The organism is Nitrospira sp. (assembly GCA_029194665.1).
In the GTDB taxonomy this organism is placed as follows: Bacteria; Nitrospirota; Nitrospiria; order Nitrospirales; family Nitrospiraceae; genus Nitrospira_D.
Window position 1 is genome coordinate 57713 of the sequence record JARFXO010000002.1, and the last position, 19109, is coordinate 76821.

Annotated in this window: 15 protein-coding genes and 1 pseudogene; 4 read left to right on the plus strand and 12 right to left on the minus strand. The window is 54.5% G+C overall.

The genetic code is table 11. From position 1 onward, the window contains the following. Positions 1-18: 18 nt before the first annotated feature. Entirely contained in the window at positions 19-663 is a 645-nt protein-coding gene (locus P0119_05990; GenBank protein MDF0665612.1) for a transposase, read from the minus strand. Between the two features lie 174 nt (positions 664-837). On the opposite strand from P0119_05990, the gene P0119_05995 reads away from it, so the two are divergent. Both P0119_05995 and P0119_06000 read left to right on the plus strand, forming a co-directional pair. Continuing rightward, complete coding sequence (locus P0119_05995) at positions 838-2211, plus strand: IS1380 family transposase (protein ID MDF0665613.1); 1374 nt, start codon at positions 838-840, stop codon at positions 2209-2211. A 411-nt stretch (positions 2212-2622) separates the two neighbouring features. Beyond that, a pseudogene (locus P0119_06000) lies at positions 2623-2715 on the plus strand (transposase). A gap of 159 nt (positions 2716-2874) precedes the next feature. On the opposite strand, the gene P0119_06005 reads toward P0119_06000, so the two are convergent. From P0119_06005 to P0119_06015, 3 genes are all read right to left on the minus strand, one after another. After that, positions 2875-3861 (minus strand): hypothetical protein, encoded by a 987-nt coding sequence (locus P0119_06005; GenBank protein ID MDF0665614.1) that lies wholly within the window; start codon positions 3859-3861, stop codon positions 2875-2877. A gap of 135 nt (positions 3862-3996) precedes the next feature. Further along, positions 3997-4836 carry a hypothetical protein gene (locus P0119_06010; protein ID MDF0665615.1) on the minus strand — a complete coding sequence of 280 codons (840 nt, stop codon included), beginning with the start codon at positions 4834-4836 and terminating at the stop codon, positions 3997-3999. Positions 4837-5307: 471 nt separating this feature from the next. Next, a complete protein-coding gene (locus tag P0119_06015; GenBank protein ID MDF0665616.1) occupies positions 5308-6330 on the minus strand; it encodes an NAD(P)-dependent oxidoreductase in 1023 nt (340 codons plus the stop codon). A 236-nt stretch (positions 6331-6566) separates the two neighbouring features. Between P0119_06015 and P0119_06020 the strand changes: the two genes are divergently transcribed. Further along, positions 6567-8348, plus strand: a complete 1782-nt coding sequence (locus P0119_06020) for an IS1634 family transposase (protein ID MDF0665617.1) — start codon at positions 6567-6569, stop codon at positions 8346-8348. Positions 8349-8468: 120 nt separating this feature from the next. On the opposite strand, the gene P0119_06025 is transcribed toward P0119_06020, so the two are convergent. From P0119_06025 to P0119_06035, 3 genes are all read right to left on the minus strand, one after another. Continuing rightward, positions 8469-9485, minus strand: a complete 1017-nt coding sequence (locus P0119_06025) for a FemAB family PEP-CTERM system-associated protein (protein ID MDF0665618.1) — start codon at positions 9483-9485, stop codon at positions 8469-8471. 239 nt (positions 9486-9724) lie between these two features. Continuing rightward, entirely contained in the window at positions 9725-11152 is a 1428-nt protein-coding gene (locus tag P0119_06030; protein MDF0665619.1) for a GMC oxidoreductase, read from the minus strand. Positions 11153-11270: 118 nt separating this feature from the next. Further along, the gene (locus P0119_06035; GenBank protein ID MDF0665620.1) at positions 11271-11909 is read right to left on the minus strand and encodes an ElyC/SanA/YdcF family protein; all 639 of its coding nucleotides are present in this window, start codon (positions 11907-11909) and stop codon (positions 11271-11273) included. 281 nt (positions 11910-12190) lie between these two features. On the opposite strand from P0119_06035, the gene P0119_06040 reads away from it, so the two are divergent. Continuing rightward, positions 12191-12948, plus strand: a protein-coding gene (locus tag P0119_06040) for an IS5 family transposase (GenBank protein MDF0665621.1) whose coding sequence is annotated in 2 segments (ribosomal slippage) — positions 12191-12523 and positions 12526-12948 — 756 coding nt in all. Because the reading frame shifts where the segments join, the coding sequence is not laid out codon by codon here. A gap of 16 nt (positions 12949-12964) precedes the next feature. On the opposite strand, the gene P0119_06045 is transcribed toward P0119_06040, so the two are convergent. The 5 genes from P0119_06045 to P0119_06065 form a co-directional block, all read right to left on the minus strand. Beyond that, on the minus strand, positions 12965-13576 hold the full coding sequence (locus P0119_06045; protein ID MDF0665622.1) for a GNAT family N-acetyltransferase: 612 nt from the start codon (positions 13574-13576) through the stop codon (positions 12965-12967). A 346-nt stretch (positions 13577-13922) separates the two neighbouring features. Then, positions 13923-14813, minus strand: coding sequence for a hypothetical protein (locus P0119_06050; protein ID MDF0665623.1), 891 nt, complete (start codon positions 14811-14813; stop codon positions 13923-13925). A gap of 142 nt (positions 14814-14955) precedes the next feature. Further along, positions 14956-16818 (minus strand): asparagine synthase (glutamine-hydrolyzing), encoded by a 1863-nt coding sequence (asnB, locus tag P0119_06055; GenBank protein ID MDF0665624.1) that lies wholly within the window; start codon positions 16816-16818, stop codon positions 14956-14958. After that, the gene (locus tag P0119_06060) at positions 16805-17905 is read right to left on the minus strand and encodes a glycosyltransferase (protein MDF0665625.1); all 1101 of its coding nucleotides are present in this window, start codon (positions 17903-17905) and stop codon (positions 16805-16807) included. The genes asnB and P0119_06060 overlap by 14 nt, the downstream gene beginning before the upstream one ends. Before the next feature lie 22 nt (positions 17906-17927). Next, positions 17928-18953: a glycosyltransferase family 4 protein gene (locus tag P0119_06065; GenBank protein MDF0665626.1), complete on the minus strand. Its 1026-nt coding sequence runs from the start codon at positions 18951-18953 to the stop codon at positions 17928-17930. Positions 18954-19109 lie beyond the last annotated feature (156 nt).

The window sequence follows — 19109 nt, forward strand, 5'->3', positions numbered from 1 at the left end:
GTCAACGGAACCTAGAACCTATCTCAAAATTGCTTCAGGAGCATGGTGATGGACGCGAGCTGCACAAAACCCAGAAAGTTGGTGGCGTAGTATTCCCAACGAATCAGGAGCCGCCGTTTCCATTGGAGCCACGCAAAAACCGTTCGACAAGCCAGCGCTACGCAAGTGGCAGCCATCTTGCGTCTTGAGCTTCCGCGTGGACCGGTGGGGCGCAAGCATGTTGACGCTATCCTGTGTGAGGTCGTCATCGAGCCCATCACTGTCGTAGGCCCGATCCCCAATGGGATACTCGGGTTTGGCCTCCAGCATGTAGCAGTTGAAACTGAGTTGAACCAACTTGACCTCATGATGATTGGCCGCATGCGTGCTCACCGAGAGCGGGAGCCCATGCCGATCCACAAACGCGAGGATTTTGACGCCTTTGCCCCGGCGGGTTTTCCCGATGTCATCGCCTCCGCCCTTGGCCGAGGCAAACGTCGCATCGATGAAAGCCTCGCGCTCGTCAATCGCTCCTCCCTCCCGGAGCGTATTCGCCGGCTGTGTGAGAATCGCGCGCAACACCTCTCGTTCGCACCACTGTTGAAACCGACGATGGACCGTCTTGTAGTTGGGACAGCACTGCGGGAGCATGTGCCACTGTGCGCCGGTATTCAGAATCCACAAGACACCCTCCAAGATGGCTCGCGCCGATACCGGCTTGCGACCGGGACCACCTTCCAGGATGTGTTCCTAGCCCGGATAATTCACGACACGTGACACAAAAAAGCCATCGAGGCTCCGAACTGTGCTATAGGAGCGGTGTTCAGGCGCTTCTACACACCGTGGAGAGGAGACCCGATGGCGACAGACTGTATAGCTCAAGTCACGTTTGAATTCCATGACAAACTGAAGCCGGTGGTGGCCCAGTTTGACCAGAGCCACGCCAGCACGGATGGCGGAGCCGTGTTGCTCAAGGCGGTGGATGACCGGCTCCACATGACCGACCAACTGGCCGCCTATCTGGTCGACCGCCGGGATCCCGACAAGATTCGGCACTCGGTGCGGGATCTGCTGCGGCAACGGATCTTCGGCCTGGCTTGTGGCTACGAGGACGCGAACGACGCGGGCCGGCTGGCGAACGATCCGCGGCACAAACTCGCCGTGGGGCGGGATCCGGTCACCGGCTCGGCCCTGGCCTCGCAGCCGACGCGCTCGCGGTTTGAGAACGCCGTGAGCCCCTGGACGTTGGCCCGGATGGGCCGGACCCTGGCGACGACGGTGATTGCCCACCACCGAGCGCGGTTGAAGGGACGGGTCCAGCGCATCACCATTGACCTCGACCCGACTGACAATCCCACCCATGGGCAACAAGCGTTCACGTTCTTCAACGGGCATTACGACACCTGGTGCTATCTGCCGCTGGTCGCCACGCTGACCTTCAACGACGAAGCCGAGCAGTATCTGGTGGCCATTGTGCTTCGGCCCGGCAACAGTCCAGCGACGCGAGGCGCCCGTGGTCTGCTGCGCACACTGCTGCGGCAGTTGCGGCACGCATTCCCCGGCGCGGCGCTGCGGGTGCGTGTCGATGGCGGCTTCGCCGGACACGCATGGCTCGACTGTTTGGAGACGCAGCGGGTCGAGTATGTGGTGGGGCTGGCGAGTAATGCGCGGCTGGTGCGGCGCGCCGGACGGCTCTTGGGTGAGGCCTATGGCTTGTCCAAATACAGTGGCCGCACGGAGCACGTCTACGGGGAGACTGGCTACGCGGCTCGGAGTTGGGCAAACCGACGGCGGGTGATCATCAAGGCGGAGGTCGTCCGGGTGCCCGGACGGGATCCCACATGCAATCCCCGCTTCGTGGTGACCAATCTGCGTGAGACGCCCGCCACCGTGTATACGCTCTACCGTCAGCGCGGCGACATGGAGAATCGGCTCAAGGAGTTGCATGACGGGCTCGCGTTGGGCCGGACGAGTTGTTCGCAGTTCTGGGCCAATCAATTCCGGGTCCTGCTCACAGCCGCCGCGTACGTGTTGCTCCAGGAGTTGCGCCGTCAGGCGCACGGCACCGCCTGCGCCAGCGCGCAGGTGTCCACCTTGCGCGAACGACTGCTGAAGTTGGCGGTGTGGGTGGAACGATCCGTCCGTCGGCTGGTCCTGCATCTGCCCCAATTCTCGCCGTGGGGCGAGACCTGGCGCCGCGTCGCCATCGCGGTCGGCGCCACACCCGGCTAACGCGGAATCATGCCGTGTCACAACCTGCATCTTCACAGACGGAGAACGGCGGGGTCTGTCCGAACGCGCCCGATTCCAGAGTCGGTCCTTGATGGTCGTGTGGTGCCAGGCCTTCTCACCCTTCTGAAACTCCCAATCGCCCCCCTCCCGCACGGCCGGACTCCTCTCCTGATCCTTCCGATCGCCATGAACACGATCAGTGGCCACCGTCATGAATAATCCCGGCTAGGGGCAATGCTCCCGAATCCGTTCTCATTGATCGTCACGCAGACGCAACATGCAGGCGCATTATAGAAACCTTTTTATTAACACAATCATTTTGAGATAGGTTCAAACATGGTTACCCGTATACTCGCCAGTCCAATGCTCTCAATGCAAGCCCTGATGACCCGGGGTTGTGGAGGAACACCGTACGACCCGCGCGCGATACGCCAGTTTGTGGGCATTGATCTGGGCAACGAGCCCATGCCCGATGAGACGACGATGTGCAGGTTTCGTCACCTATAGGAAGCCCACCAGTTGAGAGATAGCTCTTAGCGCCGATTCTAGCGTTCTACCCGTACAGAGCTTGGTGGTCAGCCGAGGGACTATCACGGATGCCACCTTATTTGCCGCACTCACAATTCTTTTCGATGCCCTATTTCGTTCATTGAAAAATGAGCACTATTGTATCCTTAAATTTGTAGGTGCCGGAGGAGGGACACCACCGCCGATTCTGCTCGTTGCAACGGTTAAATCATCAACCCAAAATGTCTGATCGATTGGTGAACCATCACCTATATATGGAGAAAGTACAAGCTGATTGAACGCGAGGGATGGATTTGCCCCCGTCCGCATAATTACGCTGGATTGATCAATGACTAACTTGTCGTCCAGCCAATAGCGCAAGATACCATCGTTCTGCCCAATCCCGCCCGAAATACTGTTCATCTGCGCATACACTTCGACATGGTGCCAGCTTCCTGCGACTAGCCTTACGGTCGGAGAGTTCCACATATACGAGTTCCAGTATGTTCCACCACCAACGGGATAGCAGTCTGTCCCGCCGAACACCCCATTAACCGTCACCCCTCCCGAGTTCCCGTTTCCGTTGCAGCCGGCCACGGCCCGATTCTCCGTCACACCAATGAGGCTGGTGCCGATCTTGCCCTTATCAACCATTTTGCCGTCTTGGATCTCCAACTGCGGCACAATTCCGTTACCGCCCACAATATGCTGGATGTAAAAGTCAAGCGTATTGAACGAGAGTCCAGAATATGCGCCATCTGCATTGGTGAGAATATAAATCTCATGCGGATGATACGTTCGACCTGACCCTTTATACCCGTTCTGGTACTTGACCCAATAACCCACATACAGCGTGGTTGTAGCGGGAAACGCATGACGCACCGCTCCACCAGAGGTGGGATTCGTGGCTCCAGGCAACCAATGAAACTCCAAGGACCGTGTACTGCCTGTTACGTGCTCAGTCGAGGAGAAGGTCTGTGCGGTGTTGTCATACCAGCCCTTCGTGGCGAGATTAGCATTCTCAAAATCTTCGGCAAAAAAAATACCTTGCCCAAAGCTTATGGTTGGAAAGAGAGAAACACTTAGACTGAGGATTGCTATTCTTACCTTTATTCCCACGAAAATCGCAGTCCTTTCCAGCATTGCCTTAATCCTCCCCCCCCCCTCAAATCCAACGAGCGTTCCCATCCGGAGCGACTGGTATTGATGAGGTGCATCCTTATTTGGTGCACTAAAGCGCTCTTTTGATGCCCTTCCTCATTCAATGGCAAATGAGAATTATTGAATCCTTAAATTCGTGGGTGCGGCAGGCGGAGGACCAGCACTACTAGGGACGAGAGAAGGGATATACCCCTTCGTGCTGACTGCCAAATCGTCGATGTCCTGATACATGGTACTTCCGGTAGCATTGCTGTCAACGTTCTCTGGATATTCAAAGCACTGCCACCGCGTGACACTTCCCCAGTCGAATCCAGCGAACGCGAGGACATGCCTACCATCGACCCAGACGTCCCCGCCTCCGTTTGCGCCGGCCGCCTTTAGGTGGAACTGGAACTCATGCCATTTTCCGTCGGACGTTTGTCCGCCCATGATCGTGTTCCACACGCCGTTCGTGCTCATGCCAATCGAGGAGCCGAACACCACGCGAATGCCGTCTGCTCCATAGGTGTCGATGTAGGGTCCCAAGTTCGACCCGGCGAAATAGATGAGCTTCTGCGCTCGTTGCTGGTTCATAAAATACCCCTGTTGCCAGCGGGTGTAGTATCGAATCCAGAATTCTGGTTGAGGAGTCGTGAAACAGAACTCCGCAGACCCTGAATTGTTGTTTTTTCCGCTTCCGATCCAGTGGCGTTGCCCGCTTCCTCCGCCTCCTGCCGCCATGTTTGCTAATGGGGTGATTTGCTCAACCTGGCCTGTACTTGCCGTCCAATCCCCATATCTTGCCAACCCATCGCACGTCAACCAGGCGGCGTCACGCTGTTTCTGCTCGGGACAATTGAACGTGGTAGACCAGAAGCCAGAAGATATGTCAATGGCAGCTTCACTGACTTGAGGTGAAGCAAGGGCAATGGCAAGAATGAGAATGACGTTTCGAACTGGCACTATTCGTATCATCATTTCCTCCTAGGATTTGCTGCAATGCACTCCAGTGATGGCTCATTAGAGCAATGCGGAACAATTATGTACACCCCGTCGCAGCAGCATCCGTGTTAGTTCTCGTTAATATTTAAAAATGCTCTTATTTGCCTCTGTCGATATGGGGCACTATAATGTGCCTAGCAAGATATGCGCCAATTCTCGACAGGTTGAAAGCCGATTCCTCACGCTAGATGTCATCTAATATCAGCATCTTAATGAAGCGTTCATCTGTATCGCCATCTGACGTTTCTTGTCTTGCAGGAAAAACCCTCCACATCCGGCTCGGCTCAGAAAGATCTCAAGCTGATGTCCGGGGCAACACTTATCCTGAACATGCTTCCCTCGCTTTCCTCGACGAATCTGCATGTCGAGCTGCAATCAATCCAAACCGTACAAGCGACGGATATGCTTGCAATTCACAAGATGGTCGAGCTTGCTCTTCTCATAACGCTACTGCTCGTTATCTGGAGCAGCTGGCCGTCCATACCCCAGCAGGAGTCGCTCCGCGCCTTGATTGAAGCTGATGCGAGACTTCCACCCGATCACTTTATCGACCTTTTCTGGGCTATACCTGACGCATTTCTGCGATGACACTAGTCTGTACACGGAGAGGACAGGCTGTATTCCAACGAGCGTGAGCAGTTTTTCTTGCACCCATGTCACAATAAGCAGCCAGGACATCGGACAATAGAGCACAATCGCTTTCGGATTCAACGGCTTAACTACATGTTCCATGTACATCATCTTCGTGACCAGATCCTGATCCACCACGTTAAACACCTGATTGTCCGCCGCGCTATTGCGCATGCATTCCACGATTGAATCCACCGCATTATCCACATGAAGAAGCGGTACCGCGCATTCCCCATCGCCGAATACAACGAAGATTCGTCGGGCAAATGAAGCGCCCATCATTCTCGTATATACGTCGCCTCCAGGCCCGTACAGCGTTCCTGGCCTGAGCACAACAATAGGATAGCCATCATGGTTCATGGCCTCAGTCACCAAGGCCTCGGCTCGAATTTTAGCGGCAGAATAATGTCCACGGCGAAGAGGAAATCGCTCGAGTTGTGCCTCTTCAGTCACAACCTGGTTCTCATTGTACCCAGCAACCTCGTAGACACTGCATGAGCTGATATAGACGAGCTTCTTGATACAACCCATCCTACAGGCATCGAGAATGTTTCGTGTGCCTTGAACGGTTGCAGTGTCAGAGTCCCTCGCAGTTCCGCTCGTTCCAGCTGCGGCATGCACTACAACGTCGACACCCTCGACGGCGGCCATGACCGATGATTCGTCAGCCAAATCGCCAATAGTGATCTCCACCCCCAATTCCTTTAGAGAGCCTGCATTAGATTGTTTGCGCGCGAAAGCCCGCACCGGATACCCCTCGGTGACCAAACGCTTCGCAAGCCTTTGCCCTAGAAACCCCGTTGCACCGGTTACAAGGACGTTGGTCGGTTTCGTTATCACGTGTGGAGCGTGTTCACGGAGAATCAGCGAAGGCTGGTCGTGAGACTACGCTGTGCCTCTTGAGTCATGTCCCGACGACCTCAACTTGCTAGCCCAACTTCCGCAGTTCGGTCACCTCGGAGTCTTTTTTCGCCCTCTGCGTTCGCGCAACCCCGCGACAGACTTACGACCACCTACGTGAAACCACGATGTAGTGCCGACCAACCCCATTGACGTGAACGGGGCGCTCAGTCCATATGGAACGCAGGATGTATCTGCGCCATACGACACGCCGCAAGGATGGCAAGATTCATACGTATTGGCGGTTGGTCCGCTCGGTGCGGATGGGCCGCCGGGTCGTCCAGCAAACGGTGGCACAGTTGGGCGAATTGGATGCCCAAGGCTGTGCCCGTGCGAGAGCGCTGGCTCAGGTGCTCGTCGGAGGGGTCACACAACCGGATCTGTTCACACCGGAGACGGCGGAGGAAACGGTCGTTCCGGTCCGGCTGGATCCGGTGCGGCTGGAACGCAACCGCCGCTTCGGCGATGTGTGGCTGGGCTGGACGCTGTGGCGCGCCTTGCAGTTGGACACCGCGTTGGGGTCGCTGCTGCCGGCGGGCCGGGAAGCGGTGTCCTGGGCCACGATGGCGGCGGTCTTGGTCCTGGCCCGATTGTGTGAACCGGCGAGTGAGTTGCACATTGCCGAGACCTGGTACCGGCAGACTGCGCTGGAGGACCTGCTCGGCGTGCCGGCTGACCTGGTCAATGAGGATCGCTTGTATCGGGCGCTGGATCGGCTGCTGCCCCACAAGCGGGCGCTGGAGTCCCACCTGGTGGCCCGACTCCGGGAGCTGTTCGCGTTGGACTATGATCTGCTGCTCGATGACGTGACGAGCACCTACTTCGAAGGGCCGGCGGCCGCGAATCCGTTAGCACACCGGGGCTACAGCCGGGATCATCGGCCCGACTGCAAGCAAGTCTGCATCGCCTTGGTGGTCACGCGGGAGGGGCTGCCCCTGGGCTATGAGGTCTTCGCCGGCAACCGCACCGACGTGACGACGGTCGAGGAGATCGTGGGGACGATGGAAGCTCGCTATGGGCTCGCGCAGCGGATCTGGGTGATGGATCGGGGCATGACGAGCGAAGAGAATCTGGCCTGGCTGCGGGCCAGCGGGCGCCGGTATCTGCTCGGGACGCCCAAGAGTGAGTTGCGCAAGTGGGCCCGGGCGCTGACCGACGAGCGCGACTGGACGACGGTGCGGGAGGGCGTGGACGCGAAGACCTGCCTCGGGCCCGAGGGCGCCGAAACGTTCCTGCTGGTCCGATCCGTCGAGCGGCGCGAGAAGGAGCGGGCGATGCACACGCGCTTCGGGCAGCGCATTGAGAGCGGGGTGGCCCGTTTGGCCCGACGACTCAGTCGGGCGCGCCGTCCCCTGGAGCGGGGCCCCATCGAGCGACAGATCGGCCGACTCCTCGCGCACAATCCCCGTGCCGCCGGGCGGTACGTGATCGACGTGGTGGCAGACCCGACCACCGCGTCGGGTCTTCGGGTGACGTGGACCAGCCGGCCGGAATGGGACGACTGGGCTCGCGTCAGCGACGGCTGCTATGTGCTCCGCACCAACATTCCGGACTGGAGTCCGGAGGACTTGTGGCGCACCTATGTCCAACTCGCCGACGCCGAAGCCGCCTTCCGGATTCAGAAAAGCGACTTGGCCCTGCGTCCCATCTGGCATCAACGAGCGGATCGGGTCCAGGCTCACATTCTGGTGTGCTTCTTGGCCTATGTGCTGTGGAAGACCCTGGAACAGTGGCAACAGCGGGCTGGGCTGGGCCACAGTCCGCGCACGATCTTAGAAGAACTCCGGACCATTCAGAGCACCGATGTGGTGTTGCCGAGGACGGATGGCCGGGAGGTCCGGCTGCGCTGCGTGGTGCGGCCGGATCACGCCCAGGCCGCCTTGCTCGACCGGTTGGGCCTGGACTTGCCACACCGATTGCGGCTGACGCCGCCACTTGCGATGGCCACCCCGGTGTAGTGCCGACTTTTTGCACAACCCATTGAAATCCCTCACTCTGACATCGCGAACTGCGGAAGTTGGGCTAGTCCGCATTATTCATGAACGGTTCTGCTGAAGACCCACAGGAACTTCGCTGACTCAATCTGAAATGCGACGCCGTAAGGATGGCCCGACCAAATTGGCTAGCGGCACGGGAATATGCTTCCAGATAGTGGCTGCCCATCGATACCGACTCATCTCATTCCTGGGCGCTCCGGATTCCTCCCTGTTTGAACAAATATACAATTGGCGCGGCTCCGCCCCCCACTGACGCTTTGCCTCATACGTTCCAGATCCTTTGGTGGACCGACCAAAATCTAGATGGCTACATCCGCTTGAGATTGCAAAGCGCATAGCTTCCCAGTACAGGACTTGATTGGGGGATTTATTAAAGTGGGCTCTTAGGGAAGACACCCATGGGATAGACAATATCCCTCGAAACTGCAGCAATACAGCTCCAGCAATTGGCTCACCCTTGTCGTGCACGATAAGAATACGGGCCGCATCTCCTAACGTCTCCAACATAGAACGGAAGAACTCCCGAGAATGCGGGGGAGATCCCAGATCCCGCATATTGATCGACCACACACGATAGAACTCATCAACACCATCCACACCGTGGAGCGTTGAGGACAAGCCATGCCGTAACCCCTTCTTCAACCGATTCCGCCGATCAGATGGAAGCTGCCTGAGCATCGCCTCCTCGGTCTTAGCAAGGGGAAGCCACATTGTTACCTTGTGTAAGCTACAGAAGAGATCTCCCGCAGACCGGTCCAAGGATCGGATCAGAATTCGGCTCTTGTGCTGACGAGACAGCTGCATCGCTTCCTTAATTAAAGCTTCTGCTACACCTGGGGCACCGTCCGCACATGCTCCTCCATAATCAAGAAAGGGCATGGACACCAGCTGTGTCCCCACCATGAATCCTCTGACAAACCCTATGGGCAGAATGCCCCTCATCCTTCCATTATCGACAACCGCAAGCATCCTGGCCTGGATCCCATAAGACTTCTCAATGACTTCGCGCCAACCGAACAGGTGCCCTACAGTGCCGTCTTTGGCACGAAGTACAAACTCATCCCATGTCTTACGGTCTTTCCAATCTACTATTTGCAAAGCCACCCTCTTCTACCGACGAAAGGGATACCCATAAGGTCGATCTCACAATTGCGTGGACCTGATCGTCCTCAAGGCGAGGTGGCGTGGTCCACGGCCACGAGGAAAACGCGGTCAGGAGTCCGCTGACAGAAAGGAGGACACAGCAGAAAGATTCATGAACTTCATTCAGATGAAAACCTGTCCAAACAATAGGGGGAACCTCAAATTGAGTTTGGCCCCTAGTGTCGGACAGGCTCCTAGATACCGGACACCGCGTCACAGCACTTTAATGCAAGTGCCGCAATGGTTAGGCCAGTGTTCGCGTGGCCGGAATACGCCAGTACAGAACCGTCAGCCACAAATAGGTTATCGGTCCCAAACACTCGCAGATCTGCATCCACAACGCCCTCCGAGACATTCATCGCCATCCGACACGCACCAGAGTGATGCCCTGCACTATCCAATCGGGAGCTTATGCGTGGGAATATAGTGAAAAACTCGAACAGCCTCGAGTAATTCTGGAAATACAGCGCGAGAAATTTTTTCAGTGATTGACAGTCTGTATCTGATATGCCCCATTTGATCCCGAACTTCCCGGTATCAAGTTGACGTATTTGGGCATTGTCATCCGGGAATTGCTCGAAAAACACCAACCCCGATACGTAGCTTGTCGAGTACGATAATCCGTATTTAAAGTTGATCGCGTCGAATAACAGGTCCGCATGCCTGACAAGACGGACAATATCGAGTGGACTGATTGACTTCCCTTTATAGGTCACCAGTTTTCGCTTCAGAACGTCGTATGTGCCAGGGTCCTTCATCGAGATGGCCGGGCGCAAATAGAGAATGTGATTACGGCCGTCCACATTGTTCAAACAGTCCGGGTTAAGGGCAAAACCATACCGAAGCTTATATCCCTTCCGAGCCAGGCCGAATAGTGGCCGCAGGGTCATGTGGTGCCGTAGTTTCGCTTTGAATACGAATCCGGTCGGATGATCTATGATGAATTTCCCGATTGGTAGCTTCCTCAGCGGAGGACATTCTCGAATGGAATTTAGAAGTATCTTTGGAGACCCTAACCCTCCTGCACTTAAGATAAAGATGTCGGCAGAGAATTTCCTCAAACTCCCACTTGTGAGATCAATTCCTTCTGCGTAGGTGATACGGCTGGAGCTGGAGTTCACCAGCCTCCTTATTTCGATATTGGGGGCTACCTGCAGCCCATGTAGCCCCTGCGCGCGCTGAATCAGCGAGCGGCTGGAAAATGGCTTGTCTGGATAGAGAAGCGCTTTTAATCTGAACGCACCCCCTGTTTTTCCGAAACCGCCTATAGGGACATCTAGTGGGGATTCGATGTCGTCCAGTGAATATGCCTTCTCACCGCGAACGAGAGCCACGGCTTGAGCATAGTAATTACGAAGCTGACTATACGTGAACGGAGCTCTGATACGCTTATCATGGTCAGATATCCCCTCCACGTCCGTTCTATCGAGAATAGTCAGCCCGCCATGCCAGAAGTTGGAAGTTCCACCAATACCACTCCCTCTGGTAAAAGGCATTTTCACTTCTGTCGGATCCCATAGTTCATTACTAGGAGACAACGGTGCAGGAGCATCTCCTAGTTCCACAAGACTTACGGAATGACCTCTTGCCGCCAGAGTTGAGGCAAGGATCCCTCCCGCCAAACCACCGCCTATCACACAAACTGTTTTTCGCATCACGGTATAAGATGGGAAGAGGTGGTGGTTGTGCAGAAGACTCTTCGTTTACCCTTTCTACTTTTCAGGGGAGCTTGCGCGCTGACTAAATTAGAAATATTTTGTAAACGCCAAGCTTTAAGCATTCCCAGATTAGTGCCGATGCTCCGACTTGGTCATTGGCTGCATAAATGTAAAGAGAAACATCCTGGCCTGCTGCCAGAGATGTGAACGTCTGCCAAACTCGTTGAGTGTGAGAAGAGGAAGTTACAAGGATGAGGGATTGGTAACCGCGAAGACGTGTTACTTCAATCACGGTTTCAGCTTCACCCAACGTACCAAAAATCCTGGGTGGAACAACAATGGGTTCAAGATCGCCAGAAGGAAGGCCAAGGTCTGCCAGATGACGCGCTGCCCACTCATCATTAGTAAGATTGCGTCCGAGATCTTGGCTGTACCGAGTCTTGCCGGGACGGCTTAGAAAAAGAACTTTGGCAACCGTTCCCTCCCTGTATAACGCAGAGGCAAGAAGGAATCGTTTCTCAAGGCTTGCCTCAGTCCCCCCAAGAACATAGGCAACTGCTGGCGATCGTTCAGGGAGTGCATCTCTAGTCTTGGATGGATGGATTGTATGCTCGACGGTCAGCCCTCTTTCAGTGCAGCAGGATGTGGCTGCAAAGCTCAAGAAAGTCGCAAAGACAAAAAAGACGAGCCCAGCGCTTCGAGCCGACCAAGGAATAGTCAACTCTATACTTTCATAAGTGATCGAAAAAGGCTTGCATAAACCCGACCGCAGTCTTCTCGGCTATGACAGGAAGCCATATGCCTAAACTTGGCCCCGAGTATTAAGCACAGCCTCTTGTTGTTAATCATGAGCATGAGAGCACTTGTGAGCTTCACCGCATCATCATTTGGAGCGAGAATGCCGTTTTCTACTAGGGCGTGTCATCAATTAATTTTCTCGATTCACAGAGCCATCGTGTTGTGATTTACTCCGTCCCAGACCAAAGGAGGGGTCTGCGGATGGTGAGACGGTATGGATTGCGTGATGACCAATGGGAGAAGATCGAGCATCTGCTGCCTGGTCGTGAAGAGACGGTGGGCGTGACGGCGAAGGACAACCGGCTGTTTGTGGAAGCGGTGTTGTACCGGTATCGCGCGGGGATCCCGTGGCGGGATCTGCCGGAGCGGTTCGGAGATTTCCGAGTGATCCACACACGCCATACGCGCTGGAGTCGACGCGGCGTCTGGAAGCGGGTGTTTGAACGTCTTGCTGACGATCCTGACAACGAATACGCGATGATCGATTCCACCATCGTTCGTGCCCACCAGCACAGCGCTGGTGCAAAAGGGGGCACCACGCGCAGGAAGCCATCGGACGCAGCAAGGGTGGCCTGACCACCAAAATCCACGCCACCTGTGATGCGTTGGGTAACCCAACGGGGTTTCATCTCACCCCAGGGCAGGCGCATGACCTGGAGGGCGCCGATGTCTTGCTACCCGGCATTGACGCGGATACCATCATTGCCGATAAGGCCTTTGATGCCGATGAACGGGTGATCCAGCCGCTGCAACGAGCGGGCAAGGTCGTGGTCATTCCCCCCAAAGCCAACAGAACCACCCCCCGCGAATACGATCAAGACCTCTACCGAGCCCGGCATCTGATTGAGAACTTCTTCGCCAGACTCAAGCAATTCCGCGCCATCGCCACCCGCTACGACAAACGCGCCGCCAATTTCCTCGGTGCCATCTATCTCGCTGCTTCAATGACATGGCTTAATTGATGACACGCCCTAGTCGCTACACAGGCACTTTCCGGTTGAATGGACCAATGGTTCTGATCCGTTTCGTTTCCTTGAAGTCCAGTCGTTTTATATTCTTAATAAAAGCCACGTTATTTTCATGAACTACCACTGCAACCTTCTTGTAACCTAGCTTTTGAAGAGACTTGAACGCAAACTTCAAGATCATCATTGACAATTTTCTCCCTCTAAATCTCGGCAATGTTGCGACATGATTTATCTCACAAACATCTGGGTCGAGGATCACAAACCGGCTGTATTCGTCCTTTGAATAGACCCAGTGGACATATGCAATCTCTTCACCGCAGAAACCGATGCAACATGTTTTGGCGTTGTGTATTTGGTCAGAGAAAAATTCTCGAGGTAAATTTTTATCTTTCCTAAGCCGGTCCAATTCTTCCAGAGATGGCGAGATGATCTTAATTCCAGGATCGAGGTCAATCTCCGGAAACTCTCTTCTTAAATCCTTCTCAAATACCAAAAAGGTATTCACTCGGAAAAGACTATAATAAACAAATCGAATAAGGCTAAATGGGCTCGGCCCATAGTGATGGTAAGCTATTTCCCTGAAATTCCTAATCGTAAAGACGATTTTCTTATGAATCTGCACTGCAACCTACTCCCAAAATGGAATGCGACGAGCGACAAAAAATTGAAGCGTGACGGATCGATTATGACGAGCAACGGACGCCTGACCCTCTGGGGTGGATCTCAGGCCCCAAGAATTTGCTAAGCACGCGGCCTAACCTGGGCTGTCAGAAACACCGAACTCCCAGCTCTCAGCGGTCTGGTTTCTGAGACGGCTCAAAGACGCCCGCTGCTCGATCCTCTACATCAAGATGTGATGGAGGCCTCACCGAGGCCGTCGTGGAGTTAGTCACCCGGTATCGGTGCAAGGTAACTGCAGAGGATTCTCGCCCTCGCGGTAAAGCTATGAGAGCGACCACGTCCCGATTTTACTGGTACTTCGCCACCGCTACCTGGTCAACGATGCGCTGGTACAAATCATCTTTTCCCCCAAGAGCCAACGCATAGGTCTGTCCCGCAGCCGCAGCGGCTGCCCGCACGTCTTGCTCCTCCCATGCTTTCCGGATGACTGCCGCGAGCGATATCGGATCCTCGGGAGGGACGGTTAAGACTGCCTTCCCGAAAACATCTCCCATCCCTGGTCCTTCTGTGCCAATCACGCACTTCCTCAACAGCATCGCGTTGAGCGCCGTACTGATTCCGCTTGCCACGATGCTTGTGGACACGATCGGAAGAACAACGAGCCGCGCACCCTGTAGAATCCGGATCTGTGCTTGTTCCCCACCCTCATCCGGAAGCACCCTCACATTAGTCGGTAGTTGTTCGAGGCTTCGCGTAAAGCGAGCCCCGTGAGCCTTCAATTTTTCCCTGTCCGGATCTGAGATCGCCCCCGGATACGGCAGGGTTTCCATCGCCTGGAAAAATGTGTCGAAGTCCCGACAGGACCTACCGAAACAGAGCACATACTCCCCTTCCACCACCGGGAACTGTTCCTGCCCATGCCGAAGATTCGGTTTGAAGGGAACGAACGAGCTGCGGGCCTCATCAATTCCGTATACCTCGGCGTACCCGCGAAGATCTCGGAAATAGTGAACAAAATGGTCTACTTTCCTTAGGAGTAGGCGCTTGACCAGAACCGCCGGCCGGGAAACCAACCGGTTGGGGCGCCGTAAAACGATATCAATAACGACTAACCGCTGTGTCTCGAAAATCCGACGCCACTTCCAAGCCGCCAACTGGAACGTCAGCCCCGGGTCACAATTAACAACCCAAACAGTGTCTTTTCCACTGGCTCTTATAAACTGGTCCGCTGTTTCCACGCGGATAGATTCTCCGGTTTTCCCGTTTGCAGCAGTCCAGCGTTTGGGTAAGGATATGTTGCTGACCAAAAGCATGACGCCCCCTTTTCGACCTAAGAACTCTACTGCGGAACCAGCCAACCGCGCACGACGTACTGCCTATTCAGATTGGTTTGCCATACTCGTCAAACCAGAGGCTGAGCATGAACAAATTCCAAATCCGTGTTTCATGATCACGCACACCTTCGAAATGCTCCTGCAATATTGCCCGAATAGATTGCTTCCGCAGCAACGGCATGCTGGCCAGCTGACCGTCCATCAACCGATCATAAATAAAACTCCTGAGCTCACCCCTGAACCATTTTCCGATCGGAACCGAGAATCCCATCTTAGGCCGATCGAGAAATCCCTTCGGAAACCAGTCCGCCATAGCCTCCTTGAGTATCCGCTTAGACCGGCCGCCGCTGATCTTCCAATCAGGCGGCAGACTGCATGAAAACTCAACCAGCTCTTGATCCAAAAAGGGGGACCTGCACTCGAGTCCATGGGCCATCGAGGCACGATCAACCTTCACGAGAAGGTCTTCGGGAAGGTACGAAAGGAAGTCGGCGCAAAATAACCGGTCATAGTCATGTTCGAGGGAGCCGTCATACAACCGGCAAAGATACTCCTCCGCCGCGATCTCAAGTTGCTGTCTGAAGTTTTCATGATAGAGATCTTCGCGATCGTGTGTGCCGATAAAACTCCGCAGCGCCTGAAATCGCTGTGGTGCTGGAAGGGCCAGCAATTCAAGGCCTCGCTGAATCCGGCGCGGAAGAAGTTGCCTTCCGAGATGCCGAAGAACGACGGACAGAGGACGACCGACTAGATTGGACGCACGATTCAAATGATGGATCACACGATACCAAGCATAGCCGCCGAACAGCTCATCCCCCCCGTCACCGTTCAATGCCACAGTGACATGCCCCCGCGTGATACGCGAGAGATACCACGTTGGAATTGCGGAAGAATCTCCGTAAGGCTCTCCGTAATGGCGAACGATGTCTGGTAGAACCTCCAATCTATTCGGTTCAACCATGAATTCATGGTGATCCGTCTGATACAACCTGGCCACTTCCTTCGCATAGCTCAGTTCATTAAAATCTTTATCCGGAAATCCGATCGCAAAGGTCTTCACAGGACGATTGGACAGTCGGCTCATCAACGCGACAACCGTGCTGGAGTCAACCCCCCCGCTGAGAAACGCTCCTAACGGAACGTCGCTGAGAAGCCGCATTCGAACTGCCTCAGATAGAATCCGGATTAATTCCCGTTTGGCCCCCTCGTAATCCAATGAGGTTTTTGGACGGTAGTCCGGAGCCCAGTATCGAACGATCTCCATGCCGTTCGCGTGGTACACAAGCCGATGAGCTGGAGGAAGCTTTCTAATGGCCTTATAAATGGAATACGGACTCGGTATATAGCTATAGGTCAGATAGTGGTCGATCGCGCCGTAATCAATCTCTTTAGGAATTTCCGGAATGTCGTATAGCGCCTGGATCTCTGACGCAAAATACAGCGTTTCATTCGCAATGGCATAATAGAGCGGTTTCTTCCCGACACGATCCCGAGCAAGATAGAGTTCGTCTTTGTGACCGTCCCAAATCGCGAATGCAAACATCCCTCTTAACCGGTGAACACAATCGTGCCCCATTTCTTCATAGAGGTGGACAATGACCTCAGTGTCCGATTGTGTGGAAAAGGTATGGCCCTTGTGTTCAAGTTCCTTCCTCAATTCGAGGTAGTTGTAAATCTCCCCATTGAAGACCACTGCAATTCTGCCATCCTCGTTGAAAATCGGTTGATGCCCGGATCCAAGGTCAATAATACTCAGTCTCGTATGCCCCAAGATTGCCTTCTCGCCTTGATCCCGAAAATATCCCTCATCATCGGGACCACGGTGCCGCAGTGCTCGGTTGATCTTCTCAGTCACGGATTCCGGAGCCCCTGCCTCTTTGAACGTGGCCACGCCACTAATTCCACACATGCGGCTTCCTTATCGTGGACTGATAGAGGCCCTCGTACGCCCGAATCATCGTGGCCAGACTGAATGATGCCTCGACGGTTCGTCTCCCCGCTTCTCCCAAATGCTCTTGCAGTTCCGAGGACTTGAGCAATCGCCGCAAGCCCCTTCCAAATGCGGCTGCGTCTCCAGACGGAACTAAGAATCCGTTATGGCCGTCTCGAACCAAGGCCCTAATGCTGCCAATGTCGGACGCGACCACCGGCCTTTTGGCCGCCATCGCCTCAATCAGTGCGATTGGAAGTCCTTCCCGAACAGAAGAGAGAACGAAGACATCCATCGCCGCGAGCAACTTCGGAATGTCTCGCCGTGTGCCCAAAAACAACGTTTGGGAAAATACTCCAATATGTTTCGCATAAGCTCGCAACTCATCGGCGAGGCGACCATCTCCCACAATCACCAGTCTGACGTTTGGGCATTCGCCTTTAACTTGCAGAACCGCATCGAGCAAAGTTCTCTGGTCTTTTTCCGGTTCTAGCCGCCCGACCGTTCCGATTACTGCCTCCTCCGGACTCAGGCCTAGCTCTTCTCGAACCGCTTTCCGGTCACAGTCAAACTTCGTGGTGTCGACGCCATTCGGAACGATCACCACATTTCTTTCTGGTATCCCAAGCGTCCGGACAAAATAGTCCGCGACCTCTGGACCGACCACGGTTATTCGATCACACAGTCGTGAAAGGGGCAGAATCATGGTCCGACTCAACTTACTGCTCATATACGAAAAGAATTCGTGTTCCGTATGAATGATTCTAGCGCCGGCCAATCTGGCCGGAACCGCCGTGTAAAACAGTTGCGTAAAGTGATGGGTGTGAACCACGTCGACACGCCCTCGCTTGATTACTCGATACAGTTTCCGCAGAATGTTAAGTTCGACCCCCCTCCGGTGCAGAACATGATAATCAATGTTGTTCTTTTCCAAATCCTTGGCCAATTCGCCACCTAAATCCAGGGCACATACGCTTGGCTTGAACTGTTTGAGATCTAAATGTGATGAAATCTCAAGGGCGAGCTTCTCGGATCCACCCACTTGGAGTGAATAGATCACCTGCATGATGGACATTCTACGGGATGCATCAGCCATGAGCCCAAACCCTGGTTTCCCCCAATCGAGATGCGAGTAGATCATGATAAAGGCCGATGATTTGTTGCGCCCGATGCTCTGCCTCGAAACGGGGATGAAGGCTGCTTTTTCCTTTTGAACCGATATTGATCCTACGAGTGTCATCCTGAAACAGTTCGATCATAGCATCCGAGAGAGCCTCCGAATCATTGGGACGAACTAAGACACCGTTCTCATCCCCAATAACCTCTGGTATTCCTCCAACCGAAGTGGCCAGCACAGGAATTCCGAATGACATCGCCTCCAGCACCGTGTTCGGCAGGCCCTCGCTGAGTGACGGTACCACCAGCACATCGATGATTTGGTAGTAATCGTCGATATTTTCCTGATACCCGGAAAAGATCACATGTTCAGTTAGCCTGTTCTCCCTGCAATAGTCTTTTAACATCTCCTGATCCTGACCCTCCCCAATAATCAGGGCGATCAGCTTCGGACAACCCCGTACTGCCTTCTTCATCGCCTTCAGGAAAACCAACTGCCCTTTTTCTGGGCCGAGTCGACCAACCACCCCGACCACCCTCTGGTCTGCTGAGATACCATGTCGTTTCTTCACCTCAGTAGCTTCTGTTGTCGGCTTGACATCAGTTAGTTCTATCGCGTTGTAAATCACCCGAATCTTGTCCTCTCGGATGCCGCTTCCGATCAGCGACAACCTCAAGGAATCGGATACAGTAACAATCTGATCTGCGCGCCTGAGCACAGCCCTGTCGATTCGATTGTATAGTCGGACTTTCCGGTTGTCGTCCGTGTAGCCGTGCGCAAAAGCGATCCAAGGCTGTCGGCACATCGATCGCAAGAAAAACCCCATTACGTTAGATTTGTACCCGTGCGTCTGGATTAGGTTGATGCCCTGCTCTAGGACGATGCGCCGAGCCTGCATAATCAGGCTCGGGTCAATCATGACCCGCTGGTTCAGCAACACCAGGTTCAGACCATTCCTGCGAGCTTCCTGGATAAACTGCCCTGTCGGCCTATTCATCAGTTTGAAGTTGCACAGGGTATAGTCGAAAACCTCGCGAGGGGCACATTTCAAGAACTGGAATAACCCCTTTCCTGGCCCACCTATGGGATCTGTTGCAATCGATATGAGCACCTTCGGCTTCATTTGCACATCTCCCCTGCATTCAGACTGCAT

Coding starts and splice junctions, on each gene's coding strand:
- asnB (MDF0665624.1), bottom strand. CDS start 16,818: ATGTGTGGAATTAGTGGCGTGGCCACGTTCAAAGAGGCAGGGGCTCCG.
- P0119_06065 (MDF0665626.1), bottom strand. CDS start 18,953: ATGAATAGGCCGACAGGGCAGTTTATCCAGGAAGCTCGCAGGAATGGT.
- P0119_06060 (MDF0665625.1), bottom strand. CDS start 17,905: ATGCAGGTGATCTATTCACTCCAAGTGGGTGGATCCGAGAAGCTCGCC.
- P0119_06020 (MDF0665617.1), top strand. CDS start 6,567: ATGGAACGCAGGATGTATCTGCGCCATACGACACGCCGCAAGGATGGC.
- P0119_06005 (MDF0665614.1), bottom strand. CDS start 3,861: ATGCTGGAAAGGACTGCGATTTTCGTGGGAATAAAGGTAAGAATAGCA.
- P0119_05995 (MDF0665613.1), top strand. CDS start 838: ATGGCGACAGACTGTATAGCTCAAGTCACGTTTGAATTCCATGACAAA.
- P0119_06010 (MDF0665615.1), bottom strand. CDS start 4,836: ATGATGATACGAATAGTGCCAGTTCGAAACGTCATTCTCATTCTTGCC.